The sequence below is a fragment of the Paraburkholderia sejongensis genome (assembly GCF_020880815.1).
Taxonomy (GTDB): Bacteria; Pseudomonadota; Gammaproteobacteria; order Burkholderiales; family Burkholderiaceae; genus Paraburkholderia; species Paraburkholderia sejongensis.
The window spans coordinates 35,730-62,676 of sequence record NZ_JAJITD010000018.1 but is presented as its reverse complement, the minus strand read 5'-3'; the positions used below and the strand labels follow the sequence as shown (position 1 = coordinate 62,676).

At 64.1% G+C, this 26,947-nt stretch carries 28 protein-coding genes and 1 tRNA gene; 17 read left to right on the top strand and 12 right to left on the bottom strand.

Annotated features, from left to right (window positions below):
• Window positions 1-230: 230 nt before the first annotated feature.
• Genes tatA through tatC form a run of 3 tightly spaced genes read left to right on the top strand, consistent with a single transcriptional unit; the run spans window position 231 to window position 1,864 of the window.
• A complete protein-coding gene (tatA, locus tag LJ656_RS28045) occupies window positions 231-470 on the top strand; it encodes a Sec-independent protein translocase subunit TatA (RefSeq protein ID WP_230512781.1) in 240 nt (79 codons plus the stop codon).
• A gap of 49 nt (window positions 471-519) precedes the next feature.
• Entirely contained in the window at window positions 520-1,047 is a 528-nt protein-coding gene (gene tatB, locus LJ656_RS28040) for a Sec-independent protein translocase protein TatB (RefSeq protein WP_230512780.1), read from the top strand.
• Between the two features lie 34 nt (window positions 1,048-1,081).
• Entirely contained in the window at window positions 1,082-1,864 is a 783-nt protein-coding gene (gene tatC, locus LJ656_RS28035; protein ID WP_230512779.1) for a twin-arginine translocase subunit TatC, read from the top strand.
• Window positions 1,865-2,004: 140 nt separating this feature from the next.
• Here the strand turns inward: tatC and LJ656_RS28030 are convergent, their stop codons facing one another.
• Window positions 2,005-3,228, bottom strand: a complete 1,224-nt coding sequence (locus tag LJ656_RS28030; protein WP_230512778.1) for a Do family serine endopeptidase — start codon at window positions 3,226-3,228, stop codon at window positions 2,005-2,007.
• A gap of 19 nt (window positions 3,229-3,247) precedes the next feature.
• Between LJ656_RS28030 and LJ656_RS28025 the strand changes: the two genes are divergently transcribed.
• The 8 genes from LJ656_RS28025 to LJ656_RS27990 all read left to right on the top strand — a co-directional run bounded on the left by LJ656_RS28025 (window position 3,248) and on the right by LJ656_RS27990 (window position 10,118).
• Entirely contained in the window at window positions 3,248-3,994 is a 747-nt protein-coding gene (locus LJ656_RS28025) for a Nif3-like dinuclear metal center hexameric protein (RefSeq protein ID WP_230512777.1), read from the top strand.
• A 221-nt stretch (window positions 3,995-4,215) separates the two neighbouring features.
• Window positions 4,216-4,836, top strand: a complete 621-nt coding sequence (gene petA / locus LJ656_RS28020; RefSeq protein ID WP_230512841.1) for a ubiquinol-cytochrome c reductase iron-sulfur subunit — start codon at window positions 4,216-4,218, stop codon at window positions 4,834-4,836.
• Window positions 4,836-6,215 carry a cytochrome b gene (locus LJ656_RS28015; RefSeq protein WP_230512776.1) on the top strand — a complete coding sequence of 460 codons (1,380 nt, stop codon included), beginning with the start codon at window positions 4,836-4,838 and terminating at the stop codon, window positions 6,213-6,215. Before petA ends, LJ656_RS28015 begins: the two co-directional genes overlap by 1 nt.
• Before the next feature lie 23 nt (window positions 6,216-6,238).
• Window positions 6,239-6,994, top strand: a complete 756-nt coding sequence (locus LJ656_RS28010) for a cytochrome c1 (protein ID WP_230512775.1) — start codon at window positions 6,239-6,241, stop codon at window positions 6,992-6,994.
• Between the two features lie 95 nt (window positions 6,995-7,089).
• A complete protein-coding gene (locus tag LJ656_RS28005) occupies window positions 7,090-7,701 on the top strand; it encodes a glutathione S-transferase N-terminal domain-containing protein (RefSeq protein WP_006052302.1) in 612 nt (203 codons plus the stop codon).
• A gap of 65 nt (window positions 7,702-7,766) precedes the next feature.
• A complete protein-coding gene (locus LJ656_RS28000; protein ID WP_230512774.1) occupies window positions 7,767-8,270 on the top strand; it encodes a ClpXP protease specificity-enhancing factor in 504 nt (167 codons plus the stop codon).
• A 19-nt stretch (window positions 8,271-8,289) separates the two neighbouring features.
• Window positions 8,290-8,365: transfer RNA gene (locus tag LJ656_RS27995), tRNA-Thr, on the top strand.
• A gap of 628 nt (window positions 8,366-8,993) precedes the next feature.
• Window positions 8,994-10,118 carry a methyltransferase gene (locus LJ656_RS27990; protein WP_230512773.1) on the top strand — a complete coding sequence of 375 codons (1,125 nt, stop codon included), beginning with the start codon at window positions 8,994-8,996 and terminating at the stop codon, window positions 10,116-10,118.
• A 66-nt stretch (window positions 10,119-10,184) separates the two neighbouring features.
• Here the strand turns inward: LJ656_RS27990 and LJ656_RS27985 are convergent, their stop codons facing one another.
• On the bottom strand, window positions 10,185-11,462 hold the full coding sequence (locus LJ656_RS27985) for a TIGR03862 family flavoprotein (RefSeq protein WP_230512772.1): 1,278 nt from the start codon (window positions 11,460-11,462) through the stop codon (window positions 10,185-10,187).
• Window positions 11,463-11,930: 468 nt separating this feature from the next.
• On the opposite strand from LJ656_RS27985, the gene LJ656_RS27980 reads away from it, so the two are divergent.
• Window positions 11,931-12,140 (top strand): DUF1059 domain-containing protein, encoded by a 210-nt coding sequence (locus LJ656_RS27980; RefSeq protein ID WP_230512771.1) that lies wholly within the window; start codon window positions 11,931-11,933, stop codon window positions 12,138-12,140.
• Between the two features lie 78 nt (window positions 12,141-12,218).
• Here LJ656_RS27980 and LJ656_RS27975 read toward each other — a convergent pair whose 3' ends face one another.
• On the bottom strand, window positions 12,219-12,539 hold the full coding sequence (locus tag LJ656_RS27975) for a type II toxin-antitoxin system HicA family toxin (protein ID WP_075303167.1): 321 nt from the start codon (window positions 12,537-12,539) through the stop codon (window positions 12,219-12,221).
• Between the two features lie 388 nt (window positions 12,540-12,927).
• Here LJ656_RS27975 and LJ656_RS27970 point away from each other — a divergent pair, with 388 nt between their 5' ends.
• Complete coding sequence (locus LJ656_RS27970; protein ID WP_230512770.1) at window positions 12,928-13,770, top strand: class I SAM-dependent methyltransferase; 843 nt, start codon at window positions 12,928-12,930, stop codon at window positions 13,768-13,770.
• Window positions 13,771-13,798: 28 nt separating this feature from the next.
• On the opposite strand, the gene LJ656_RS27965 is transcribed toward LJ656_RS27970, so the two are convergent.
• Window positions 13,799-14,359, bottom strand: a complete 561-nt coding sequence (locus LJ656_RS27965) for a DUF1415 domain-containing protein (protein ID WP_230512769.1) — start codon at window positions 14,357-14,359, stop codon at window positions 13,799-13,801.
• 59 nt (window positions 14,360-14,418) lie between these two features.
• Complete coding sequence (locus LJ656_RS27960; protein WP_230512768.1) at window positions 14,419-15,057, bottom strand: TetR/AcrR family transcriptional regulator; 639 nt, start codon at window positions 15,055-15,057, stop codon at window positions 14,419-14,421.
• A 160-nt stretch (window positions 15,058-15,217) separates the two neighbouring features.
• On the opposite strand from LJ656_RS27960, the gene LJ656_RS27955 reads away from it, so the two are divergent.
• Together LJ656_RS27955 and LJ656_RS27950 are read left to right on the top strand one after the other, a co-directional pair.
• Window positions 15,218-16,501: an MFS transporter gene (locus LJ656_RS27955; RefSeq protein ID WP_230512767.1), complete on the top strand. Its 1,284-nt coding sequence runs from the start codon at window positions 15,218-15,220 to the stop codon at window positions 16,499-16,501.
• 210 nt (window positions 16,502-16,711) lie between these two features.
• Window positions 16,712-17,305: a nitroreductase family protein gene (locus tag LJ656_RS27950; RefSeq protein ID WP_230512766.1), complete on the top strand. Its 594-nt coding sequence runs from the start codon at window positions 16,712-16,714 to the stop codon at window positions 17,303-17,305.
• Window positions 17,306-17,412: 107 nt separating this feature from the next.
• On the opposite strand, the gene LJ656_RS27945 is transcribed toward LJ656_RS27950, so the two are convergent.
• On the bottom strand, window positions 17,413-18,909 hold the full coding sequence (locus tag LJ656_RS27945; protein WP_230512765.1) for an MFS transporter: 1,497 nt from the start codon (window positions 18,907-18,909) through the stop codon (window positions 17,413-17,415).
• 187 nt (window positions 18,910-19,096) lie between these two features.
• Between LJ656_RS27945 and LJ656_RS27940 the strand changes: the two genes are divergently transcribed.
• On the top strand, window positions 19,097-20,347 hold the full coding sequence (locus tag LJ656_RS27940) for an Hsp70 family protein (RefSeq protein WP_230512764.1): 1,251 nt from the start codon (window positions 19,097-19,099) through the stop codon (window positions 20,345-20,347).
• Window positions 20,348-20,505: 158 nt separating this feature from the next.
• On the opposite strand, the gene LJ656_RS27935 is transcribed toward LJ656_RS27940, so the two are convergent.
• A complete protein-coding gene (locus tag LJ656_RS27935) occupies window positions 20,506-20,709 on the bottom strand; it encodes a cold-shock protein (RefSeq protein WP_013090665.1) in 204 nt (67 codons plus the stop codon).
• Between the two features lie 441 nt (window positions 20,710-21,150).
• On the opposite strand from LJ656_RS27935, the gene LJ656_RS27930 reads away from it, so the two are divergent.
• Window positions 21,151-22,746: an APC family permease gene (locus tag LJ656_RS27930; RefSeq protein WP_230512763.1), complete on the top strand. Its 1,596-nt coding sequence runs from the start codon at window positions 21,151-21,153 to the stop codon at window positions 22,744-22,746.
• Between the two features lie 117 nt (window positions 22,747-22,863).
• Here LJ656_RS27930 and LJ656_RS27925 read toward each other — a convergent pair whose 3' ends face one another.
• The 5 genes from LJ656_RS27925 to prfA all read right to left on the bottom strand — a co-directional run bounded on the left by LJ656_RS27925 (window position 22,864) and on the right by prfA (window position 26,908).
• Complete coding sequence (locus tag LJ656_RS27925; RefSeq protein WP_230512762.1) at window positions 22,864-23,649, bottom strand: DODA-type extradiol aromatic ring-opening family dioxygenase; 786 nt, start codon at window positions 23,647-23,649, stop codon at window positions 22,864-22,866.
• 111 nt (window positions 23,650-23,760) lie between these two features.
• A complete protein-coding gene (locus tag LJ656_RS27920) occupies window positions 23,761-24,363 on the bottom strand; it encodes a UbiX family flavin prenyltransferase (protein WP_230512761.1) in 603 nt (200 codons plus the stop codon).
• A 43-nt stretch (window positions 24,364-24,406) separates the two neighbouring features.
• Window positions 24,407-24,718, bottom strand: coding sequence for a Grx4 family monothiol glutaredoxin (grxD, locus tag LJ656_RS27915; protein ID WP_075303146.1), 312 nt, complete (start codon window positions 24,716-24,718; stop codon window positions 24,407-24,409).
• A gap of 147 nt (window positions 24,719-24,865) precedes the next feature.
• Window positions 24,866-25,765, bottom strand: a complete 900-nt coding sequence (prmC, locus tag LJ656_RS27910; protein ID WP_230512760.1) for a peptide chain release factor N(5)-glutamine methyltransferase — start codon at window positions 25,763-25,765, stop codon at window positions 24,866-24,868.
• Window positions 25,766-25,825: 60 nt separating this feature from the next.
• Window positions 25,826-26,908 (bottom strand): peptide chain release factor 1, encoded by a 1,083-nt coding sequence (gene prfA / locus LJ656_RS27905; RefSeq protein ID WP_230512759.1) that lies wholly within the window; start codon window positions 26,906-26,908, stop codon window positions 25,826-25,828.
• Window positions 26,909-26,947 lie beyond the last annotated feature (39 nt).

Below are 26,947 nucleotides of genomic sequence, written 5' to 3'. Positions count from 1 at the left end.
GGCCGGCGACAATAGCGCAGCCGTGGTTTTTGCGGCAGTGTAATAAGCTCGACGCGCTGCCCGCTCACAATGACCGAAGGGTCGCCGGTGACCGGATCGCCAGCGAGGCGAGGCGGCCTGCGGTAACGTAGAGATTCGATGGAGACGAAGCGCGCGCGCTTCGGGTTACGCCGCAAGGCGCACGAAATTAACCGCATCGCCACGCGGTGTCGGGGTTAAGGAGAGTAGTCATGGGTTCGTTGAGCATTTGGCATTGGTTGATCGTTCTGCTGATCGTCGCACTCGTGTTCGGCACGAAAAAGCTGCGCAACATCGGTACCGACCTGGGCGGCGCGGTGAAGGGCTTCAAGGAAGGCATGAAGGAAGCCGAAACGCCGGCCGGCGAGTCGCAGCAGCGCGAACTGCCGCGCAACGGCGCGGTCGACGTCGAAGCGAAGGAAAAGACCCAGCAATCGAGCGACTTCCGCTAAGCCACGGCCCTTCGCGCCGTTCCCGCGTTACTGACGGACATCCCATTTCATGCTGGACCTCGGTCTAACCAAGATGGCGCTGATCGGCGTCGTCGCGCTTGTCGTTCTCGGACCCGAGCGGCTGCCGCGCGTGGCTCGCACGGCCGGCGCGCTGTTCGGCCGCGCGCAGCGCTATATCAACGACGTGAAGGCCGAAGTCACGCGCGAAATCGAACTCGACGAACTCAAGCGCATGAAGACCGAGTTCGAGAAGGCCGCCACCAATGTCGAAACGGCGGTTCACGATAATCTGCGCAAGCACGAGAGCGAGCTGAACGACGCGTGGAACAGCGGCACATCGGTGTCGCCGAGCATCGCCGGCGGCGCGCTCGAGGATGCCGGCAGCGCCGGCAGCTCGTCGTGGCCGGTCGGCACGCCGGCCGCCACGGCCAAACGCAAGAACTGGCGCGTCAAGCAGAGCGCCACGCCGACGTGGTACAAGCGCGCGAGCCGGCGTCGCACCCGCGTGCAGTCGGGCGCCGCGCGCGTCGCGCGGCACACGCCCGCCAACCTGCGTCGGCCGACGCGGTTCTTCTGATGCGCAGAACGACAATCTCTAACCGAGGGCCGGTGTGAGCGACCCCCAGCAATCCCAGAACGAAGGCGCTGAAGAGACCTTCATTTCCCACCTCGTCGAATTGCGTGACCGCATCATCCGCGCCGGTCTCGCGGTGATCGTCGTGTTCATCGGGCTCGTGTACTGGGCGCCGGACATCTTCAGGCTGCTGGCGCGGCCGCTGATGATGAACCTGCCGAAGGACGGCAAGATGATCGTCACCGACGTCACCGGCTCGTTCTTTGTGCCGATGAAGGTCACCATGCTGGTCGCGTTCGTGATCGCGCTGCCGATCGTGCTGTACCAGATCTGGGCGTTCGTCGCGCCCGGGCTGTATCAGCACGAAAAGAAACTCGTGGTGCCGCTGGTCGCGAGCAGCTACACGCTGTTCCTGTGCGGGATGGCGTTTGCGTACTTCGTTGTGTTTCCGACCATCTTCCGCGTGATGGCGCATTACAATGCGCCGCTCGGCGCGGAGATGACCACCGATATCGACAATTACCTGAGCTTCGTGCTGACCATGTTCATCGCGTTCGGCGTGACCTTCGAGGTGCCGATCGTCGTCGTGCTGCTGGTGCGGATGAACGTCGTCACGTTGAAGAAGCTCAAGGAGATCCGGCCGTACGTGATCGTCGGCGCGTTCGTGATTTCGGCCGTGGTGACGCCGCCGGACGTGTTCTCGCAACTGATTCTCGCGGTGCCGCTGGTCATTCTGTACGAGGCGGGGATCATCGCGGCGCGTCTGTTTGTCGGCAAGCGGCCGCCGGTGGTCGAAGATGCGAGTCCGCCGCCCGGCTAAACGGAGGCGAGCGGGTAGAAGCTGATGCGCATATGAAAAGGGCAGTCCATCGCGGACTGCCCTTTTTCGTTGCGGGTTGTCGCGGCGCAAATACCTGGCGGTAACTTTGCGCCGCGCTTATAAGCCGTTGCGCCCGGCGATCAACCGCCTTCGTCGTCCGGCTGGTCGCCGCCGTTATCGTCTTCCGCCTGCTTCGGCGGCGGCGGGCGCTTGCCGATCGTCACGTCCAGGTCGATCTGCCGGCCCTTGCGCACCAGATGAACTTTGGCTGCGGTGCCCGGCTTGATCTGCGCGATCACGTTCAGAAGGCGCGTGGTGTCGGTGATGTCCTGGCCGTTCACGCTCATCAGGATGTCGCCGGGCTTGATGCCCGCGCGATCCGCGGGGCCGCTCTTCAACACGCCCGCGACGATCGCGCCGGACTTCTGCTCGAGCCCGAACGACTCGGCGATTTCCGGCGTCACGTCCTGCGGCTCGACGCCGATCCAGCCGCGCGTGACCGAGCCGGTCGTGATGATGCTCTCCAGCACGCTGCGCGCGGTCGACACCGGAATCGCGAAGCCGATCCCGAGCGAGCCGCCCGAGCGCGAATAGATCGCGGTGTTGATGCCGAGCAGGTTGCCGTTCACGTCGACCAGTGCGCCACCCGAGTTGCCCGGATTGATCGCCGCGTCGGTCTGGATGAAGTTCTCGAACGTGTTGATGCCGAGGTGGTTGCGCCCGAGCGCGCTGACGATCCCCATCGTCACGGTCTGGCCGACCCCAAATGGATTGCCGATCGCGAGCACCACGTCGCCGACGTGCGCCTGCTCCACGCGGCCGAGCGTAATAGTGGGCAGATGGGTGAGGTTGACCTTCAGCACGGCGAGGTCGGTTTCGGGATCGATGCCGATCACCTTCGCGCTGGTGGTGCGGCCGTCGGCGAGCGCGACTTCGATCTGATCGGCGCCGTCCACCACGTGCTGGTTCGTTAGAATGTAACCTTCCGAACTCACTATCACGCCTGAGCCGAGATTCGAGGCGGGCTGCTCCTGCTGCTTGCGATTGTTGTTCCGGTCGCCGAAGAAGTAGCGGAACAGCGGGTCTTTCGCGCGTGGGTCCGGAGGCAATGAGCCGTCCTTGCTGGAGAACACGTTGACGACCGCGGGCATGGCCTTTTGCGCCGCGTCCGCATAGGACGCTTCGGCATGGCCGTTGCTGATGCCAGGCGCCACTTCCCGCAGTGCGACGATCGGTTCGGCAAGCTGCCTGCCGAACTGTCCTTGACGCTGAAGCCACTGCGGTTTGAGCGTCGCAATGATGAACATCAGCGCCAACAGCACAGTCACCGCTTGGGCAAATAACAGCCAGAAGCGTCTAAGCATCTGAAGACAAGAGGTTTATATGGATCGGATTGAACTTGAATTGTACTTGAACAATCTCCTTGAAACCGCGCGCTTCAAGGACTATTGCCCGAACGGACTACAGGTCGAAGGGCGACGCAGGATCAACAAGCTGGCGACCGGCGTGACCGCGTCGGTGGCGTTTCTCGAAGCCGCGCTCGACTGGGGCGCGGATGCCGTGCTGGTTCATCACGGCTACTTCTGGCGCAACGAGGCGCCGCAGATCACCGGCCGCAAACACGCGCGTCTGAAGCTGCTGCTCGCCAACGATCTGAACCTGTTCGCCTATCACCTGCCGCTCGACGATCATCCCGAGTTCGGCAACAACGCGCAGATCGGCGCGAAGATGGGCTGGATCAGCGACGCGCGTTTCGGCGAAAACGACCTCGGCTGGCTCGCGACGATGCCGATGCCGATCACGCTGTCACACCTGAGCGCGGAGATCGCGCACACGCTCGGCCGCGAGCCGCTGGTATTCGGCGACCCGGACCGGCACATCCGCCGGGTCGGCTGGTGCACCGGCGCCGCGCAGGGGATGTTCGACGCGGCGATCAACGCGGGCGCCGACGTCTACGTGACCGGCGAAGTGTCGGAGTCGGTGATGCACACGGCGGCGGAAAGCGGCGTCGCCTTTCTGGCGGCCGGCCATCACGCGACCGAGCGCTTCGGCGTGCAGGCGGTCGGCAAACATCTGTCCGAATCGTTCGATATCGAACACCTCTTTATCGATATTCCTAATCCGGTTTGAATTGCGCATTGCATTAACGCAGAAAAACGCACGAATAGCGTAGAAAACACTTAAAAGAAGGTGCGAAAAAGTTTGCGGTCGGCTACGGACAAACCCTGAGTTATCAAGGGCTTCGCACGGTTTTTGGCAATCGGCCCTTGTAAATGGCGACTCCATTCGAGCAAACTAGCGGCGGTAGAAGCGACGTGAAGGAAAAATCCAACTCAGAAGTGGGGCGTGTGATGCGAGACAAAGAAGAGCAGCGCGTCGATGGCAGCCGCCGTAACTGGCTGGTAGCGACGACCGTAGCAGGCGGCATAGGAGGTGTTGCCGTTGTCGTACCCTTTGTTAGTTCGTTTGCACCATCCGAGAAGGCGAAGGCGGCAGGCGCCCCGGTCGAAGTCGATATCAGCGGTTTGAAGCCCGGCGACATGATGACGGTCGCGTGGCGCGGCAAGCCGGTGTGGATCATCAACCGCACGGACAGAATGCTTGCCGATGTCCAGAAGGCGGACAACGAACTCGCGGATCCCCACAGCAAGAATCCCTTCTCGATGCCGCTGCCGGAATACTGCAACAACGAATTCCGTTCCCGCGCCGAGAACAAGCATTTGCTGGTCGCGGTCGCCGTTTGCACGCATCTCGGCTGCACGCCGACGCCGCGCTTCCAGGAAGGCCCGCAACCCAATCTGCCGGACAACTGGCCCGGCGGCTTTCTGTGTCCGTGTCACGGTTCGACCTACGACATGGCCGGTCGCGTCTTCAAGAACAAACCCGCCCCGCAAAACCTCGATATTCCGCGCTTCATGTTCACGTCGCCGACGGCCCTCGTGATCGGGAAAGACGAGAAAGGAGAAGCGTAATGGCGAGCGAACACGAAGTAGAGACGACCGGGCTGGCGGGCTGGATCGATCAGCGCTTCCCGATGACGGCCACGTGGAAGAAGCACGTGTCCGAGTACTACGCGCCGAAGAATTTCAACTTCTGGTACTTCTTCGGTTCGCTTGCGTTACTGGTGCTGGTCAACCAGATCGTCACCGGCATTTTTCTCACGATGAACTACAAGCCCGATGCGACGCTCGCGTTCGCGTCGGTCGAGTACATCATGCGCGAGGTGCCGTGGGGCTGGCTGATCCGCTACATGCACTCGACCGGCGCGTCGATGTTTTTCGTCGTCGTGTATCTGCACATGTTCCGCGGGCTTATGTACGGCTCGTATCGCAAGCCGCGCGAGCTGGTGTGGATTTTCGGCTGCCTGATTTTCCTGTGCCTGATGGCCGAGGCGTTCTTCGGCTACCTGCTGCCGTGGGGGCAGATGTCGTTCTGGGGCGCGCAGGTGATCGTGAACCTGTTCTCGGCGATCCCGTTCATCGGGCCGGACCTGTCGCTGTGGATTCGCGGTGACTATGTTGTGTCCGACGTCACGCTGAACCGCTTCTTCGCGTTTCACGTGATCGCGATTCCGCTGGTGCTGGTCGGTCTCGTGATCGCGCACCTGGTCGCGCTGCACGAAGTCGGCTCGAATAATCCGGACGGCATCGAGATCAAGGCGAAGAAAGGCCCGGACGGCAAGCCGCTCGACGGCATCCCGTTCCACCCGTTCTACTCGGTGCACGACTTCATGGGCGTGACGGTGTTCCTGCTGATCTTTGCGGCGATCATCTTCTTCGCACCGGAAATGGGCGGCTACTTCCTCGAAGCGAACAACTTCGTGCCCGCTAACCCGCTGCAGACGCCGCCAGAAATTGCGCCGGTCTGGTACTTCACCGCCTTTTATGCGATGCTGCGCGCGACCACCGATCCGTTCAAGATCGTGCTGATGATCGTGATCGCGTTGCTCGGCCTGCTTGCACTGGTGCGTGCGCGCGGCAAGTGGAAGGTCGGCCTGCCGGTACTCGCGGTGCTGGTGATTCTGGCGATGGCGTTCACCGAGTCGAAGTTCTGGGGCGTGGTGGTGATGGGCACTGCGGTGATCTCGCTGTTCTTCCTGCCGTGGCTCGACCGCTCGCCGGTCCGGTCGATCCGCTACCGGCCGTTCTTCCACAAGGTGTTCTACGGGATCTTCGTGCTGGCGTTCCTGACGCTCGGCTTCCTCGGCACGCGGCCACCGTCGCCGTCGGCGACGCTGATCGCGCAGATCTGCGCGCTGATCTACTTCGCGTTTTTCCTCGGCATGCCCTTCTGGACGCGGCTTGGCACGTTCAAGCAGCCGCCGGAACGGGTGCGGTTCAAGCCTCACTAATCGCGAGCCAGGAGAACACGAAGATGAAAAAACTGCTTTCGATGTGCGCGCTGATCGGCGCGACGGTGTGCGCTCTGCTGGCCGCGCCGGTTCATGCGCAGGAGGGTTTCCCGCTCGACCGCGCGCCGGACAACACCAACAATTTCGCTTCTTTGCAGCATGGCGCGCAATTGTTTGTAAACTACTGCCTGAATTGCCACAGCGCGAACCTGATGCGCTATAGCCGGCTGACCGATCTCGGCATTACGCCGGGGTCGATCCAGTCGAATCTGCTGTTCACCACCGACAAAATCGGCAACACGATGACCGTCGCGATGCGCCCTGACGACGCGAAAGCGTGGTTCGGCGCGACCCCGCCGGATCTGTCGGTGGAAGCGCGGGCGCGCGGCACGGACTGGCTGTACACGTACCTGCGCACTTTCTATCGCGACGATACGCGGCCGACCGGCTGGAACAATCTGGTGTACGAAAACGTGGGCATGCCTCACGTGCTGTGGCAGCTTCAGGGGCAGCGTACCGCGAAGTTCGGCGAGGAAATCGACGAAAAAACCGGCGAAAAGGTCCACAAATTCCTCGGTTTCCAGCAGGTGACTGCGGGGACGATGTCGCCGGTAGATTATGATTCTGCTGTGGCCGACCTCGTGTCGTACCTGTCGTGGATGTCCGAGCCGACCCAGCAAACCCGCAAGCAACTCGGCGTGTGGGTGCTGCTGTTCCTCGGTATCCTGAGCTTTTTCGCCTGGCGACTGAACGCCGCGTACTGGAAACATATCAAATAATCACGCCGCACCACGGCGTGGGGCCGGCGCCAGGAAAGACCTGCTGAACGGTTTTTCCGCGCGCTGGCCCTTCAGCTTTTTGAGGAAATGTAAACATGATGGTTCTGTATTCCGGCACTACTTGCCCGTTCTCCCAGCGTTGCCGCCTGGTGTTGTTCGAAAAGGGCATGGACTTCGAGATCCGCGACGTCGACCTGTTCAACAAGCCGGAAGACATCGCCGTGATGAATCCGTACGGTCAGGTGCCGATCCTCGTCGAACGGGACCTGATTCTGTACGAATCGAACATCATCAACGAGTACATCGACGAACGCTTCCCGCACCCGCAGCTGATGCCGGCCGACCCGGTGCAGCGCGCGCGCGCGCGCCTGTTCCTGCTGAACTTCGAGAAAGAGCTGTTCGTGCACGTCGGCACGCTCGAAAACGAGAAGGGCAAGGCCGCCGAGAAGAATCACGAGAAGGCTCGCCTCGCGATCCGCGACCGCCTCACGCAACTCGCGCCGATCTTCCTGAAGAACAAGTACATGCTTGGCGAAGAGTTCTCAATGCTCGACGTCGCGATCGCGCCGCTGCTGTGGCGTCTGGATCACTACGGCATCGAACTGTCGAAGAACGCGGCGCCGCTGATGAAGTACGCCGAGCGTATCTTCAGCCGCCCGGCTTATATCGAAGCGCTGACGCCGTCGGAAAAGGTGATGCGTCGTTGATTTGGCTTTGGCGCGCGGGCGCCGCATCGGTGTGATGCGCGTCCGCGCCCGCGAGAGGACTGTTGATGCAAGAGATTTCCACCAAGCCTTATTTGCTGCGCGCGCTCTACGAGTGGTGCACGGATAACGGCTACACCCCGCACATCGCGGTTCGCGTCGACAATCAGACGCGCGTGCCGCGCCAGTTCGTGCGCGACAACGAGATCGTGCTCAACATCAGCTTCGAGGCGACCAGCCAGTTGCAGATGGGCAACGAGTGGATCGAGTTCAACGCGCGTTTCTCGGGCAAGTCGCACAAGATCGAAGTGCCGGTCGCCAACATTCTGGCGATCTACGCGCGCGAAAACGGCCAGGGGATGGCGTTCCCGGTCGAATCGGCGGGCGGCGAGGCGCGCGATTCGGGCGCTGATGCAACCGACGAAGCCGACACGCCGGCGCCGCCGCGCGCGCTCGAGAGCGTGCCGGCCGATCCGGCCGCGACCGCCGCCAGCGAAACGGCGGACAAGCCGCAGCCCGACGACGACGGCTCGAAAGGCGGCGGCCGGGCTCGCCTTAAGATCGTGAAATGAAGTAGAATCACGGCCTCATGCCGGCTTAGCTCATCAGGTAGAGCGCTTGACTTGTAATCATGAGGTGGCGGGTTCGAGTCCTGCAGCCGGCACCAGCATCACCCTGAAAACCCCGCGAGACGAAAGTCTCGCGGGGTTTTCTTCTTTCCGGCTTCCGGCGCGATTTTTCGCGGCCGGCGGCTGACGCGTCGCGCTGCCGATTCGGCTCGCCTGCACCGGTCAGGCAGCAACGCCCGATGCGAAGCGCCGTCGAAATTCGACGGCGCTTTTTTTGTTTTTACACATGGCGGCGAGAGTGGTGATCGGTGCGAAAGCCTTGCTGGGCGGCCTCACCCAGGCGAGGTGAGCGTCGCAATGGAGCAAAGATCACGCTATCTCGTTCACCTTGTCTTTTATGGATATTTTTGTCTATTTACGGTTTGGCCAACTTTTTTACATCATGAAAGACGACACATCAGTAAACCTGGGTGAGTGGCAGAAAGGGCAAATAATCACGATATCTCTTTCACCTTGTCTTTTGTAGACGTTTTAGTCTCAATTTAGCGCGCAAACCTCGCACCACAGCGGCCTGCCATGACGCGCATCGCGATGAATTCGCGCGGCGCCGGTGCGGTACCATTCGGGCGTCGCTCAGCGCGGCTCTCCGGCTATCCGGCCGGTGGGCCTGCCGCACCGCTGTCGCGGCCCTTGTCGCCGGCGACGCAACCTCCACCCGATCTCACCATGACCAGCCCCGCAACCCTCACCTGGCCCGAAGCCGACGGCCCGCGCAGCGCGCGCTGGCGTTCCGAAGCGGCCGTGCCGCCGCCGAAGCGCGTCGTCGTCGCTGACGATCGCACCACCGCCGATTCGGCTTACCGCCTTGCCTGCGAAGGCACCGCGCTGCTGTGGCGCGGCGACTTCCACAATGCGCGGCAATTGCTGCAGGCCGTCACGCGACGGCTCGAACGCAAACCGCGCAAGCAGGGCGCGACGCCGCTCGATGCGTTCAACCTGCATCGCCAGGCGCAATCGCAGCGCGCCCGCACGCTCGGCATGATCCTGATTCCGCTCGACGGCGATTACGGCATTGCGCTGCGTCGCGCGCCAGATGTGCGCCAAGCCTGCATCGAAGCGTATGGGCCCGCGAGCGGCGAAGCGTCGGTGGTGTCGCTGCGCGAGTTGCTCGGATTGATCGGCGCGCACGAGTGGCGCAAGAAGGGTGTCGAAATCGAGGCGCTCGGCGAGCGCATCCATCCGCACTACGGCGTGTTTTCGCCGGTGCGGGGCGAGTATGTCGATCTGGTCGCGCGTACACCGCTGCCGTCGCTCGAACTGGCATTCGATATCGGCACCGGCACCGGCGTGCTGGCCGCGCTGCTGGCCAAACGCGGCGTGCAGAAAATAGTCGCGACCGATCAGGATCCGCGCGCCCTCGAATGCGCGCGCGAGAATCTCGCGCGGCTCGGTTATAGCGGGCAGGTCGAGCTCGTGCAGCAGGATCTGTTTCCGGCAGGGCGCGCGCCGCTCGTCGTCTGCAATCCGCCTTGGGTGCCGGCGCGGCCCGCGTCGCCGCTCGAATACGCGGTCTACGACCCGGATAGCCGCATGTTGCTGGGTTTCCTGAACGGTCTCGCGGACCATCTGACGACGGACGGCGAGGGTTGGCTGATCATTTCGGATTTCGCCGAGCACCTTGGGCTGCGCACCCGTGAGTGGCTGCTTGCGGCGATCGAGAACGCCGGCCTGAGCGTCGCGGGACGTGAGGATATTCGTCCGCGTCATCCGAAGGCGAGCGATCAGAACGATCCGCTGCATACGGCTCGCGCCGCGGAGGTGACGTCGTTGTGGCGGTTGAAGGCGCGCTGAACGGGGCAATGAGTCGGGCCATGTCGGCCCCGTGAGGATTTCGTCTCAGCGGCGCATGGCGGCGCGTCAACCCCCAGCCACCCGCGTTTCCAGATACGCACACACCCCGCGCCCCGCGACCACCCCGCTGGCAAAACACGCGGTCAGCAGATAGCCGCCGGTCGGCGCTTCCCAATCGAGCATCTCGCCCGCGCAAAACGCGCCGGGCAGCCGCTCGATCATCAGACTGCCGTCGAGCGCCTCGAACGCAATGCCGCCGGCGGTGCTGATCGCTTCTTCGATCGGCCGCGGGCGCAGCAGCCGCACGGGCAGCGCCTTGATCGCATGCGCGAGGCGGTTCGCGTCCGCGAACGCGTCCTTCGGCACGATCTCGTGCAGCAACGCCAGCTTGACCCCGCCGATCCCGATCCGCCCATGCAGATGACTCGCGATCGAACGCGAGCCGCGCGGCCGCGTCACTTCATCGACGACGCGCTCCAGCGTCAAGCCCGGCGCGAGGTCCAGCGTGATCGTGACCGCGCCGTCGGCCAGAATCCGCTCGCGGATCGGCGCCGATAACGCGTACATCAGACTCCCTTCGAGGCCGGTTTCGGTCAGAAGTATTTCACCTTGTCGATTGTGGACTTTTTCGTCTACATCGGTGAGCGAAAGCGCGACAGGCTTGATTGGCTGGCCCGCGAAACGCTCGCGCAGATAAGGGCTCCAGTCCGCGTCGAAGCCGCAGTTCGCGGGCCGCAGCGGCTCCACGGGCACGCCGCGCGCGGCCATCAGCGGCACCCATGTGGCGTCGGAGCCGAGGCGCGGCCAGCTGGCGCCGCCGAGCGCGAATACGACCGCGTCGCAATCTAGCGTTACGTCGCCGGCGGGCGTCGCAAAGCACAACGACAACGAGTCTGTGGCCGCGTCGCCGGCGGCCGCCGCCCAGCCGGTCCACTTGTGACGCATGTGGAACTGCACCCCCGCTTCGCGCAGCCGATGCAGCCACGCGCGCAGCATCGGCGCAGCCTTCATGTCGGACGGAAACACCCGGCCGGAGCTGCCGACGAAGGTCTCGACGCCGAGTTCGCCGAGCCATCCGCGCAGCGCGTCGGGGCCGAACACGTCGAGCAGCGGCGCGATCCGCTCGCGGCGCGCGCCGTAGCGATCGAGAAACGGCTCGATGGGCTCCGAATGTGTGATGTTCATCCCGCCCTTGCCGGCCATCAGAAATTTGCGGCCGACCGAAGGCATCGCGTCGTACACGTGCACTTGCACGCCGTGCCGGGCGAGCGTCTCGGCGGCCATCAAGCCGGCGGGGCCGCCGCCGATGAGGGCGACGCGGGCGGAATCGAGCGAGGAGGGCATCGGGCTGTGCGGATAAACGGACGAACGGAAAAACAGGGCGGCGCGCCGGACTGCCGGACAGGCCGGCGGCGCGAAGGGCGTTATTGTCACACCGCGCGCGGCACCGGGCAAACGTGCTTCGGACCTGGCCTGGACCTAGCCCCGGACCCGGACCCGAATTCGTCCGGGCGAAGCGGGCCAGCCGTCACGGCGTTTGCCACCTGCCGCCCGGCCGGAAACTACTCGATTCCGTCGCGCACCGCGGCGCTGCTTAGCCGGCGCGCCGCTTCACTCGCCACGTGCGCGAACTATACTTTTCGAACACCCTTCATCGGACGCCTGCCCGCGTCGCTTCCCGCGTCAAATCCCGCCTTCGATCACCCTACGCAGCCGCAGCGGCGCGTGCTCTCTCGCTCGCTCGCGGGCGGCCGGGTGTCGTGCGAATTTGAATCGGTGGAAGGGTCGATCGTCTGAGTCGAGGAGATTGCCATGACCCGCAAATACATCGATTGCCGCGAGTTTCCGAGCGAAACGAACTGCAGCGTCGCGCTATCGGCCGATACCGACAGCGAACTGCTGGAAGCCGCGGTTCAGCATGCCGTCAGCGTCCACAAGCATGCGGACTCGCCCGAGTTGCGCGCGCAGCTGCAGACACTGTTCCATGAAGGGACGCCGCCGGTCGAGTCGCCGCGCGCGTGAAGGATCGCAGGGGTAGGCAGGAGTGCGGGACGGGCGGCGCGAGGCCGCCCGTTTGTTCGGGTGCGCGGGCAAGGTTCGCTAACCCGGATACGCTTCGTCGACCTTCAGCCCGGCAAGCTTGAAGATCACCCGCAACGTTTGCGGTTTGATATCGCGCCGCGACGCGAGCGTGGTCATCACGAAGTCGAGCACTTTCGCGTACTTGAGCATCGTGAGGCAGGTTTCGAGGTCGACGTTGCCGTCGCGCATTACCTCGGCGAGCCGCAGCATTTCGGTCGAGATATCGCGCGCCATCTCCAGCTCGAGTTGCTGCTTCTCGGACCAGGCCGGCGTCGCGGTGAGCTTCGCCAGCATTTCCTGAAATTTCTGTTCGACGTTTCCGTTGGGTACCGTATCCATTGCCGCCCCTTTCATCAACCCAGCGCGCGTCCGGTTGCGAGGCCGGCGCACTGCTGGTTACGTAACGTTCGGTCCGTGTTCCGGGACCGCCCTCCCCACATGCATCCGGTTCGCTGTTCCGGCGCCGCGGCCGGAAAGCCCCCTTTTTTTCAGGCGACACGGCCCCCGCTTCTGGCTGGGCCTGTGCGCGAGGTGGTTTCAGTCAAGCCCGAAACGCCTGCGCGCGCCGCTGTTCTTGCACAAAGTGTTCCAGGTTGAATGCATGTCTCGCATAGTTCGCGCGGCCCACTTCGGTGGAAGTGCCGCACTTTGGGTAAACTGGCAGTAACTTTTCTCTTTTTCCGTCATCTGTCGCACGTTCGAGCCGCAATAGATGCCGATTCCCACGATGTCCGGTAAAACCCACGAAATCCGCCCTAACCAGTCCGTCGAACTGCTGAAGGAACTCCACATCCTCACGCGCGACGGCAAGATGAACCAGGACAGCCGTCGCAAGCTCAAGCAGGTCTACCACCTGTTCCAGTTCATCGAGCCGCTGCTCAAGGATCTGAAGGACAGCCAGGGCGCCCTCACGCTCGTCGATCACGGCGCCGGCAAGTCATACCTCGGTTTTATTCTCTATGACTTGTTTTTCAAGCAGTTTCAGGACGCCGCTGGTGTGGCGTCGCACATTTACGGCATCGAAACGCGCGAAGAGCTGGTCTCGCGCTCCGAAGAACTGGCCGCCCGGCTCGGTTTCGAGGGGATGTCGTTTCTGAATCTGTCGGTTGCGGAGTCGATCACGTCGACGCGTCTGCCTGCGCAGATCGACATCGTGACCGCGCTGCACGCGTGCAACACCGCAACCGACGACGCGATCCACTTCGCGCTCGAAAAGCACGCGAAGTACATCGTCGTGGTGCCGTGCTGTCAGGCGGAAGTGGCGGGGGTGTTGCGGCAGAACAAGGGCAAGGCACTGAAGAACTCGCTGACGGAAATCTGGCGTCATCCGCTGCATACGCGCGAGTTCGGCAGCCAGATCACCAACGTGCTGCGCTGCCTGCAACTGGAGGCGCACGGCTATCAGGTCAACGTGACCGAGCTGGTCGGCTGGGAACATTCGATGAAAAACGAACTGATCATCGCGCAGTACAAGGATCTGCCGCGGCGCCGGCCGGCCGAGCGGCTGACCGAGGTGCTGGACACGCTCGGGCTGGACGCGCTGAAAGAGCGCTTCTTCGTGCCGGCCTGAGGCCGGTCGTTACGCCCGAGGCCGGCGGCTACTTTTCCCGCTTCATCAGCGCATCCCAGCCCGCGAGGCCGATGCGCCGCAGCGTTTCCTGATTGCGCTCGTAGATGTCTTGCGCGTCGGGAAAGGCCTGCACCGCGCGCTCGATGCTGTCCTCGCGCAGCAGATGCAGGATCGGATAGGGTGCGCGGTTCGTGTAGTTCTCGATGTCGTCCGGCTCGCTGCCTTCGAACTGATACCGCGGATGAAAGCTCGCGATCTGGATGATCCCTTCGAGCCGGAGCTGCTGGAGCAGCCGGTCGGCGAAATACAGGCAATCGTTGAAGTCGAGAAATTCGCCGAGCGCGCGCGGCAGGATCAGCAGCGTCGTGTCGACGGCGGCCGGATCGGCGGCAATGAGTGTTTGCAGCTCGGCTTCCAGATCGGTCAGCACGCCTTCGAGGTCCCGCGCATCGCTGACCGCGTAGCGAATCTGCTCCTTCACGTACACCGCCTTCGCGAACGGGCACAGGTTCAGCCCGATCACCGCTTCGCTCAGCCAGTGGCGGGTCGCGGCGATAACGGCGGTGTGGGATTCGGCGGGCAACGGCATGGAGGGCGGACGCGGCAGGGGAAAGCCGTGATTCTAAGCGTGATTCGATTCGAGCCGGTTCAGCGTACCGGCGGCGCGCTGCCGCAAGCCGCCGCGATCAATTGCGCGGTCACCTTCGGCGCGACGACGATCGGCCCGCAACCGGGCCCAAAAGTCTGGCTCGCCGCATATACCCCTTCGATCAGCAGACCGAGCGCATTGGCGAGCGCCTGCGGATCGGCGGCGCCGGCCGCAACCGACAGTTCCAGCAGCCGCGCCATCAGCCGCTGCTTGTTGCGAAACACGAACTGCCGCGCCGGGTGCTGGGGATCGGGAAACTCCACCGACACGTTCACGAACGGGCAACCGCGGTAATCGTCGACCGATGCGCGCTTCACCAGGTCGTCGAAATACTGCTGCAGCTGTTTGGCCGGCTCGCCCGGATGCTTCGCGAAGCTCTTCTCGACGTAGCCGAAGAACTGCTCGTCCTTTTGCTCGAGATACGCCATCACCAGCTCGTCCTTCGACGAAAACTGCCGGTACAGACTCATCTTGTTCACGCCCGCGCGCTCGACCACCGCATCGACGCCGACGGTACGCACGCCGTCGCGATAGAACAGTTCGCTGGCCGCGCGCAGCAGGTGCTGCTGCGCCTGCGGGCCGGCCGTCTGCGCGCCGCGCGGGCGCCGGACGGCTTTGGGAGCTTCGTTGTCGGACATGGAAAGTCACCCGAATGAGATTGACGCCTTGACATGTTACCGAGCGGTAACTAAGATCGCAACACCATTGTGACCGATCTGTCACAACTCTTTTACCCAAGCCGTAATAATGCGAACGACGCCGCTGCAAACGAGAGGCAGCGCGTCGATTGGAGATCCGATGAACTGGGCTGCAAGACTGATAGGCGGACGTTTCCACTATGGCTGGTTGACCGTCGCCGTGGTGTTTCTGGTATTGCTGGCGGCGGCCGGCACGCGCGCGACGCCGAGCGTGATGATGGTGCCGCTCGAACATCAATTCGGCTGGAGCCGCGCGACGATTTCGCTGGCGATCTCGGTGAACATCGCGCTGTACGGGCTGATGGGGCCGTTCGCGGCCGCCGCGATGCAGCGCTTCGGCGTGCGGCCCACGCTGCTCGCCGCGCTCGGCACGATGGCCGCGGGCGTCGCGCTGTCGTCGCTGATGAGCCACCCGTGGCAGATGGTGCTGATCTGGGGCGTGATGGTGGGCGGCTCGACCGGGGTGGCGGCGCTGTCGCTGTCGGCCACTGTGGTGACGCGCTGGTTCACCGCCCGCCGCGGTCTGGTGATGGGCATTCTGACCGCCAGTTCGGCCACCGGCCAGTTGGTGTTCCTGCCGATGCTCGCGGCGATCGCCGAGCATTACGGCTGGCGCCAGGTCGTGTGGGTGGTCGCGCTGGCGGCCGCGGTGGTGATTCCGCTGGTCGCGTTCCTGCTGCCCGAGCATCCGGCCGACATGAAGCTGCGTCCGTACGGCGAGCCGCACGACGCGCCGGTCGCCGCGGCCGTGACGAAGCAGAACCCGCTGGCCATTGCCTTCGGCACGCTCGCGATGGCGAGCAAAACGCGCGACTTCTGGCTGCTGTTCTTCAGCTTTTTCATCTGCGGCGCGAGCACCAACGGCTATGTCGGCACCCACCTGATCGCGATGTGCGGCGATTACGGGATGACCGAAGTGCAGGGCGCGTCGCTGCTCGCCGCGATGGGCGTGTTCGATCTGTTCGGCACGACCTTGTCGGGCTGGCTGTCGGACCGCTTCAATAGCCGCGTGCTGCTGTTCTGGTATTACGGGCTGCGCGGGCTGTCGTTGATGTATCTGCCGCACGCGTTCGGCATCGATTTCTTCGGGCTGCCGCTGTTCGCGGTGTTCTACGGCCTCGACTGGATCGCGACCGTGCCGCCGACCGTGCGTCTGGCCACCGATGTCTACGGCAAGGAATCGGCGCCGATCGTGTTCGGTTGGGTGGTCGCCGGTCACCAGCTCGGCGCGGCGTTCGCGGCGCTCGGCGCGGGGATGCTGCGCGCGAGCCTCGGCACCTATACGGTTGCATCGATGATCTCCGGCGGCCTGTGCCTCGTCGCCGCGGTGATCGTGCTGCGGATCAATCGTCCGGCCAAGGTGCCGGCGCCGCAGGCGATCTGAACAGGCGGGCGGCGCGCCGCGGCGCTGCCTTCACGTCGATATTGATGCGATCACGCACGGCCCCGCCACGGGGCCGTGTTTTTTTGTGGCCGGCGCGGCCCCGGCTGGAAATCGTCACGCGGCGCAGGTTGGAGCGCACGCGGAAGCCCGCTATCCTATGTGGCCCGGGCAGCCGCCCGGCCGATCATGAATTTCCACCGAGAGAAGCGCATGACCAACAAACCCGCCGTAACCGAAGTTGCCATTCACGAGCTGATTGCCGGCCGCTGGAGCCCGCGCGCGTATTCGAGCGAGCCGGTGAGCCGCGACCAGTTGCGCGCCGTGCTCGAAGCCGCGCGCTGGGCTCCGTCTTCGTATAACGCGCAGCCGTGGCGTTTCATGGTGTTCGATCGCAGTGTCGATGAAGTTGCGTTCAAGAAGGCGTTCGCGACGCTGGTGCCGTTCAATCAGGGCTGGAATGCGCCAGCGCCGGTGCTGATCGCGGTGACCGCGCACACGCTGACCAGTAAGGGCGACGTCAATCGCTGCGCGCAATACGATGCGGGTGCGGCGGCGATGGCGCTGGTGCTGCAGGCTCACGCGCTCGGGCTGGCCGCGCATCAGATGAGCGGCTTCGACGTGAACGCGTTCCGCAGCGGTTTCGAATTGCCGAAAGACGTCGAACCGATCGCGATGATTTCGCTCGGCCACTATGGCGAGGTGGACAAACTGGACCCGGTGCTGCGCGAGCGCGAAAAGGCCGCGCGCCAGCGTCAGCCGCTCGCGGACATCGCGTATGGCGGCGGTTGGAAAAAAGCGTTTTGAGCGACTGACGGCGCTGCCGGCGGCGCGGCTTCGCGAACGGCGGACCGGCCCGCGAAGCGTTAGAGTCCGGCAGCCTGCCTGAACGCGCGGCATCGACCGCGCGTTTTTTATTGGCCGCCGTCCGCGTCGCCGGTCACGCTCGACAGCGGCGCCGCCACGTGTTCGAGCGGTTTGCGCTCCGCATCGACACCCCAGATCGCCGCGACGACCGCGGCCCCGAGCATCAGCGCGGAGCCGACCAGATAACCGGAAAACACCTCGCTGCGCTGATGCGTATCGATCAGCCGGCCGAAAAACGCCGGCCCGATGATGCCGCCGAGCGCGGTGCCGAACGCATAGAAGACCGCGATCGCGAGCGCGCGGATTTCGAGCGGAAACGACTCGCTCACCGTCAGATACGCGGAACTCGCTGCCGCCGACGCGAAAAAGAAAATCACCATCCACGCGATCGTCTGAGTGACCACGCTCAACAACTGCTGCTCGAACAGATAGCCGGACAGCGTCAAAAGCAGCGCCGACATCGCGTAGGTCGCGGCGATCATCTTGCGCCGGCCGATCACATCGAACAGCCGGCCGAGCGTGAGCGGCCCGAGGAAATTGCCGAGTGCGAACGGCAGCAGATACCAGCCGATCTCGCCGCCCGGCACCTGGTAGAAATCGGTCAGCACCAGCGCGTAGGTGAAGAAGATCGCGTTGTAGAAGAACGCCTGCGCGGTCATCAAGGTCAGGCCGACCAGCGCGCGGCGCCGGTGCACGTTAAATAGCGTATGGAACACCTCGCGCAGCGGCGTGTGATCGCGAGCGCGCAGCCGCAGCCGGGTGAGGCCGTCGTCGGCGAGCGTGTGGCCGTCGGCGCGAAAACGCGCCTCGATTCCTTCGACGATCGTGCGCGCGTCGCGTTCGTCGCCGTGCGTGAGCAGCCAGCGCGGGCTTTCGGGGATCCAGATGCGCATTGGCAGGATCGCCAGCGCGAGCACCGCGCCGATGAAAAAGCACGCGCGCCAGCCCCAGTCGGCCGGCAGCAGGTTCGGATCGAGCAGCACCAGCGAGCCGGCCGCGCCGAGCCCCGCGCCGACCCAGAACGTGCCGTTGATGCCGAGATCGGTCCAGCCGCGCACGCGCGCCGGGGTGAATTCCTGGATCGTCGAATTGATCGCCGTGTACTCGCCGCCGATCCCCGCGCCGGTCAGGAAGCGGAACAGCAGGAAGCTGGCCAGATTCCACGACAGCGCGGTGGCCGCGGTGGCGGCCAGATACAGCGCCAGCGTGATGAAAAACAGTTTGCGACGGCCGAGCCGGTCGGTCAGCCAGCCGAAGCCGAGCGCGCCGAGCACCGCGCCGGCGATGTACGCGCTGCCGGCGAGGCCGACGTCGGCATTCGTGAAGCGCAGCGCCGGACTAGTTTTCAGCGCGCTCGCGACCGCGCCGGCCAGCGTCACCTCGAGCCCATCGAGCAGCCAGGTCACGCCGAGCGCGACGACGATCAGCGTATGAAAGCGGCCCCAAGGCAGGCGGTCGAGCCGCGATGGCAGATCGGTTTCGATCGGCGCTGCGTGCCGATGCTGGTGGCGGTCGTTCACGGCGGCGGTCGGCGGCACGCTCATGCGCTGGGTCTCCTTGATCGACGGAAGCTGGCGGCGAATTCGTCGAAGCGAGCAAGATGCGTTCCGCTGCCTGAATGCGAACGGCGACGATCGCGCCCCGGTATTGCCGGTTGATGCTGCCGGAGTTTTCGTGTTACAAAGCCGCTCCCCTTTCTGTCCGCGCCAGCCGTGAGCGGCGATTCCTGCCATGAACTATTGCGCGATTGACTTCGGTACTTCCAACTCGGCCGTCGCGGTGCCGGACGGCGCCCAATTGAAGCTGGCGCCGGTCGAGCGCGCGTACACGACGCTGCCGACCGCGGTCTTCTTCAATACCGACGAAAATACCACCGAGTTCGGCCGTGCCGCGCTCGCGGCATACATCGACGGCTTCGACGGCCGGCTGATGCGCTCGATGAAAAGTATCCTCGGCTCGCCTTTGGCCGAGAATACGACTGACCTCGGCGACGGCAGCGCGATCCGCTACACCGACGTGATCGCGACCTTCCTCACCCATTTGAAACGCTCGGCGGAAGCGACGGTCGGCGGCGCGATCGACCGCGCCGTGTTGGGCCGCCCGGTGTTTTTCGTCGACGACGACCCGCGCGCCGACCAGATGGCGCAGCAGCAGCTCGAAGCCGCCGCGCGCACGGTCGGTCTGCGCGAAATTCATTTTCAGTATGAACCGATCGCGGCCGCGTTCGACTACGAATCGCATCTGACCCGGGAAGGGCTGGTGCTGGTCGCCGACATCGGCGGCGGTACCTCCGACTTCTCGCTGGTGCGGGTAGGGCCGCAACGGATGCAGCGCGTCGAACGCAAGGACGACGTGCTGGCGCACCACGGCGTGCACGTCGCCGGCACCGATTTCGACCGGCGCGTCGAATTGGTGACGATCCTGCGCGAACTGGGCTACCAGTCGCTGGACCCGCAGGGGCGCGAGATTCCGAACCGGATTTACTTCGATCTCGCGACGTGGCATCTGATCAATACCGTCTACACGCCGAAGCGGGTCAGTGAACTCGCGTTGATGCGGCACCTTTTCACCGAGACCCGTCACCATGACCGGCTGATGCGGGTGGTCGAGCAGCGTTTCGGCCATGCGCTCGCCGCGCATGCGGAAGAAGCGAAGATCGGCGTCGCGGCAGGCGGACAGACCGTGATCGATCTCGATGAAGTCGAAGAGGATTTGCGGCTCGCGTTCGACGAAGCGCAGCTTATCAGCGCCGGCGAGGACGAAACCCGCCGCATCGTGCAGGCCGCGCGCGACACGGTGCAGGCCGCGGGTGTCGCGCCGCGCGACGTCGACGCGATCTATTTCACCGGCGGCTCGACGGGGCTGGCGTTTTTGTCGGGTGCGCTGGCCGGGGCGTTCCCCGATGCGAAGGCGGTGTTCGGCGACCGTCTCGCGAGCGTGGCGACCGGCCTCGGTATTCACGCCCGGCGCGTGTTCGGATAATCGGATTAATCGGCAAATAATCCGCCGCGATTTGCGAATCGGTTAAAGTTAATCCGACTGCAGTGCCGAATTGCGTGGTAAATCATGTAATTAGAGCCAATAATAAAAAACCCCGCCGAGGCGGGGTTTTTTCTAGCTTCCCGAAGGAGGCTGGGGGCTTACACCGGCTTGATGTTAGCCGCTTGCTTGCCCTTCGGGCCCGTCTTCACTTCAAACGTGACCTTCTGGTTTTCTTGCAGCGTCTTGAAGCCGTCAACGCGAATTTCCGAGAAATGCGCGAACAGGTCTTCGCCGCCGCCGTCCGGAGTGATGAAGCCAAAGCCCTTTGCGTCATTGAACCATTTGACGGTACCGGTTTCCATATTACTTTTTCCTAAAAATGGTGAATAAGGCCGAAGCCCGGGGGTGCATGAAAATCAAGGAAGGGGTAATGGGACCAACCGGAGTACCGTTGATGGGCGACCTACGAAAGAACCACTTCACTCGCCGCTTGAAATCCTGCCCGAACGTTATACGGCGAATTCGGACGAACGTCAACAGTTTGCGCGCTTTTTGACAAAACTTTGTCAGACAAGGCCCAAATTTCCTTACAAAGCTTGCGCAAGCGGTCAACTTTTTGCTAGGGAGAACCCTTGGTTGACCGACAGATCCGCTGCAGTAAGCCGGTGCAACCGTTAAACTACGCGCCGCGCGTCGGTTGCACCCTCATCTGCATCATTCGACGCTTTCATGCGCGTCACCCGTCTCCCACCGCCACAAGCGATGTCACGCGGTGCCGACATGGTTTTGATTTAGGAGAAGACGTGAAAAGTTCTATTCAACGGAACATCGGGCCGTTCGCGCTGATGCTGACCGGTCTGGGTTCCATCATCGGATCGGGCTGGCTGTTCGGCGCGTGGAAGGCCGCCAAGATTGCCGGTCCTGCCGCCATTTGCGCGTGGATCATCGGCGCGGTCGTGATTCTGGCGATCGCGCTGACCTACGCGGAACTCGGTGCGATGTTTCCGGAGTCGGGCGGGATGGTGCGCTACGCGCGCTACTCGCACGGCGCACTGGTCGGTTTTATCAGTGCTTGGGCCAACTGGATTGCGATCGTATCGGTGATACCGATCGAGGCTGAAGCATCCATTCAATATATGAGTACCTGGCCGTACGACTGGGCGCATGCGCTCTTCGTCGATGGGTCATTAACGACGAACGGGCTATTGCTGTCGGCCGTGCTCGTGATCATTTACTTCCTGCTGAACTACTGGGGCGTGAAGCTGTTCGCGCGCGCCAACACGGCGATCACGATCTTCAAGTTCCTGATCCCGGGCGCGACGATCGCCGGTCTGATGGCTACCGGCGTGCACACCGAGAACTTCGGCCAGACCACCACCTTCGCGCCGTACGGCTGGTCGGCGGTGCTGACCGCGGTCGCGACGAGCGGCATCGTGTTCGCGTTCAACGGATTCCAGAGCCCGATCAACCTGGCCGGTGAAGCGCGCAATCCGGCCAAAAGCGTGCCGTTCGCGGTGATCGGCTCGATCCTGCTGGCACTGGTGATCTACGTGCTGCTGCAGGTCGCATACATCGGCTCGGTGAACCCGGCCGACGTTGCAAAGGGCTGGAGCCACTTCAACTTCGCGTCGCCGTTCGCGGAACTGGCGATCGCGCTGAACCTGAACTGGCTGGCGATCCTGCTGTACGTCGATGCATTCGTGAGCCCGAGCGGCACCGGTACGACCTATATGGCGACCACCACGCGGATGATTTACGCGATGGAGCGCAACAACACGATGCCGAAGATCTTCGGCCAGGTGCATCCGTTCTACGGCGTGCCGCGTCCGGCAATGTGGTTCAACCTGTTCGTGTCGTTCATCTTCCTGTTCTTCTTCCGCGGCTGGAGCTCGCTCGCGGCGGTGATCTCGGTCGCGACCGTGATCTCGTACCTGACCGGCCCGATCAGCCTGATGGCGCTGCGCCGCGCGGCGACCGATATCGAGCGGCCGCTGCACATCGTCGGCATGAAGGTGATCGCGCCGTTCGCGTTCGTCTGCGCGTCGCTGATCCTGTACTGGGCGAAGTGGCCGCTGACCGGCGAAATCATTTTGCTGATGGTCGTCGCGCTGCCGGTGTATTTCTACTTCCAGGCGAAGGCGGGTTTCGAAGGCTGGGGCCGCGATCTGAAAGCCGCGTGGTGGCTGGTCGCGTATCTGCCGATCATGGCCGTGCTGTCGCTGATCGGCAGCAAGGAGTTCGGCGGCTACGGCATCCTGCCGTACGGCTGGGACATGCTGGTCGTGATCGCGTTCTCGCTGGTGTTCTATTACTGGGGCGTGAACAGCGGCTATCGCTCGGAGTATCTCGACGAACGTCTGGAGCACGACGAAGTGCTCGAAGGCATCGGCGCGCATTGAGCGTCGTGTCGATCTGAAGGAGGGCCCGCGGTGGTTGCGGGCCCTGATAAAAAAGCCCGCCTGACGATGCGTCAGGCGGGCTTTTTTGTTGGCGCGTGCGGGACGGAGGCGAGTGGATCAGGCGCTGCCGAACACGTAGTTCGTCATTGCCAGCGAGCGCTGGAACGTGCCGAGCGACTGGATGCCGAGCGTGTAGTCGTCGTCCGCGGCGCCGAGCGCGGCGAATACCGGCAGCAGATGCTCGTCGGTCGGATGCATCAGCACCGCGTGCGGCGCCTGCCGGCGATAGTCGAGCAATGCGTCGATGTCGCGCGCGGCCAGCTTCTGCTCGAACCAGTCGGTGAACTCGCTGACGCGCGGATCGGCGTCTTCCGGGCGCGCGGAGAAATCGGCGGCCCGCAGATTATGGGTGATCTGGCCCGAGCCGATCACCATCACGCCTTCGTTCTTCAGCGCGCGCAGCGCACGGCCGATGCGGAAATGATGCGCGGCGTCCTCGTACGGTTGAATCGACAGTTGCGCGACCGGCACGTCGGCTTGCGGGAACATCAGCAGCATCGGCACCCACGCGCCGTGGTCGAGACCATGCTGCTCGACGCCCGCGGCGATGCCGTTCGCGCCGAGCAGCGCGGCGGCCCGGCGCGCGACGTCAGGCGCTCCCGGAGCTGGGTACTGGATCTCGTAGAGCTGCCGCGGAAAGCCGTAGAAGTCGTGGATCGTTTCAGGCGCGCTCGCGACACTGGCGAGCGGCTGCGTCGTGCACCAGTGGGCCGACAGCATCAGGATCGCTTCGGGACGCGGCAGCTGCGTGGACAGCGCGCCGAATTCGGCGGACGGCATCGACGGATCGATCGGCAGGGTCGGCGCGCCGTGGGACAGGAAGAGGGCGGGTAAGCGGTTCATGGTAGCAACGCGGCCGGCGGACGCGGCGAAGAATTGAGTTGCTAGGAATATAGGTCCGTCCGGCTATTTCATAAATGAGCGGAAACGGAATTGATCGCGTCGCCCGCGTTGTTAATCGGGCGCGCCGCGCATGCCTTGCCACGCCGGCGACAGCGCCGGTCCGAGCGCGAACAGGTCGAGCACGCGCGCGACCGTGTGATCGACCATTTCGTCGATCGACGTCGGCTGGTTATAGAACGCGGGCAGCGGCGGGAAGATCACGCCGCCCATTTCGGTGACGGCCGTCATATTGCGCAGGTGCGCGAGGTTGAACGGCGTTTCCCGCACCAGCAGCACGAGGCGGCGGCGCTCCTTCAGGGTGACGTCGGCGGCGCGGGTGATCAGGTTGTCGGCGAAACCGTGGGCGACGCTCGCGAGCGTCTTCATCGAGCACGGCGCGATGATCATCCCGTCAGTCGCGAACGAGCCGGACGCGATGCTCGCGCCGACGTCGCGCACCGAATGGACGACATCGGCGAGCGCGTGTACGTCCTCTTTGCCCAACTGGAGTTCGTGCTGAATGTTGAGCCAGCCTGCGCCGGAGACCAGCAGATGGCTCTCGACGCCGCCCAGCCGGCGCAGCGTCTCGAGTAGCCGGACGCCGTAGATGGCGCCGGTGGCGCCGGTGATCGCGACGATCAGCCGGCGGGGCGCCGCAGCGCGGGTTTGCAGCATGGCTGGCGGCGCCTGATGAAGCGAACTAAGCGAAACGGGGCGCTCAGGCCGCGGCGAACAGCTGCTGCAGTTCGCCCGATTCGTACATCTCCATCATGATGTCCGAGCCGCCGATGAATTCGCCCTTCACGTACAGCTGCGGAATGGTCGGCCAGTTCGAGAAGACCTTGATGCCCTGACGGATTTCGTCGTCTTCGAGCACGTTGACGGTCTTGATTTCACCGACGCCGCATGCTTTGAGGATCTGGATCGCGCGGCCGGAGAAGCCGCACATCGGGAACTGGGCGTTGCCCTTCATGAAGAGGACGACGTTGTTGCCGTCGACGATTTGCTTGATGCGTTCTTGCGTGTCCATGACCTTGCGGTTCCGGTATGTGTAGGGAATAGGCTGAAATGATAGCGGATTTCGCTACGGGCGGCCCGGAGTCGCTTCTGGCTGTGGGGTTTCCGTGGGCGGCTGATCGAAGAGTGCTTGGCAGGGCGGCGCTGGCGTGAGCGCGGGCTACGCCCTGCCGTTACTCGTGCCGCTACTCAATACGCCGCCGCTGATTCGCTCGATACCGGCCAGGTCGCGCTGCGAGCGGACCTGCGCAAAGCCGCCGGCGCTGAGCAGCGCGCGCAGCGCTTCGGCCTGGTCGTAGCCGTGCTCGATCCATAGAACGCCGCCGGCGGCCAGACGCGCGGGGGCGCCCGCGATGATCGCGCGGATCGCGCTGAGGCCGTCCGCTTCGTCGGTGAGCGCGCCGCGCGGCTCGAAGCGCAAATCGCCTTCCAGCAGATGCGGGTCGCCGCTGGCGATGTACGGCGGATTGCTGACGATCGCGTCGAAGCGGACAGCGGCGTCGAGCGAGTCGTACCAGTCGCTCTGCAAAAACGTGACGGCGCCGCCCGGGCGCCGGGCGTCGAGCAGGCGCGCGCCGTTGCGTGCGGCGACCGCGAGCGCGTCGGCCGAGCGGTCGAGCGCCCAGACGAGCGCGTCGGGTCGCGTCGACGCGAGCGCCACCGCGATCGCACCGGTGCCGGTGCCGAGGTCGAGCACGCGCGGCCGCGGGCGGTTTTCCAGCGCCGCGAGCGCGGTCTCGACCAGCAGTTCGGTTTCGGGGCGCGGAATCAGCACATGCGGCGTCACCTCGAACTCGAGGCCGAAAAACTCGCGCGCCCCGACCAGCTGGGCGACCGGTTCGCCCGCCACCCGCCGCGCTTCGAGCGCGCGGTAGCGCTCGACGTTCGCGGCTTCGAGCGGCTCGTCGCCGCGCGTGATCAGCTGCGTGCGGCGCCAGCCGAGCACGTGCGTGAGCAGAATCCGGGCTTCGAGCGGCGGCAGCGGGGACGCGCGCAACAGTGCGTCGGCCGTCGCGGGCGAAGCGCAGGGATCGAGCGGGGGCGCGGGGGTATCGGTCATTTTCGAGGCGGGAAGGATCAGGGCAGCAGAGGCAACCGCGGCATCAGCCGCGCCACTGCATCAATCCGCGTCGCCCAGCGACGCCAGCAACTCCGCCTGATGCTCGCTGACGAGCGCCGCGATCAGTTCATCGAGATCGCCGTCCATGATCGCGTCGAGCCGGTACAGCGTCAGATTGATCCGGTGATCGGTAAGCCGCCCTTGCGGGAAATTGTAGGTGCGGATCCGCTCCGAGCGGTCGCCGGAGCCGATCAGGTTCTTGCGCGTCGCCGCTTCCTTCGCCTGCTGTTCGTGCGCCTGCTTGTCCTTGATGCGCGCGGCCAGCACCTTGAGCGCGCGGTCCTTGTTCTTGTGCTGCGAGCGGTCGTCCTGACATTCGACGACGATCCCGGTCGGCAAGTGCGTAACCCGTACCGCGGAGTCGGTTTTGTTGATGTGCTGACCGCCGGCGCCCGATGCGCGGAACGTGTCGATGCGCAGATCGGCCGGATTGATCTCGACCTCGCCGATCTCGTCCGCTTCCGGCATTACCGCGACCGTGCAGGCCGACGTATGGATGCGGCCCTGCGTTTCGGTGGCCGGCACGCGCTGCACGCGATGCCCGCCCGACTCGAACTTGAGTTTCGAATACGCGGCATCGCCGGCGATCCGCACGATCACTTCGCGATAGCCGCCGAGGTCCGACTCGCTCGCCGACATCATCTCGACCTGCCAGCGATTGCGCTCCGCATAGCGCAAATACATCCGCAGCAGGTCGCCCGCGAACAGCGCGGATTCGTCGCCGCCGGTACCCGCGCGGATTTCGAGGTAGATGTTGCGATCGTCGTTCGGGTCTTTCGGCAGCAGCATTTTCTGCAGCTCGACGCCGAGCGTCTCCATCCGTTCACGCGCGGCGCGGATTTCCTCTTCGGCGAAATCGCGCATCGATGCGTCGGACAGCAGTTCCTGCGCGGTTGCCGCGTCGTTCTGCACCTGACGCCAGAGTCCGTACTGCTCGACGACCGGGCCGAGTTCCGCGTGTTCGCGCGTGAGCTTGCGGTATTGATCGAGATTCGACGTGACGTCCTCGCGGCTCAACAGGTCGTTCAGTTCGGCCAGCCGGGTGGTCAGCTGGTCGAGCTTGCGTTGCATGCTCGTTTTCATCGGGCGGTAGCGGAGCGGACTCCGGAAAGGATGCGGCCA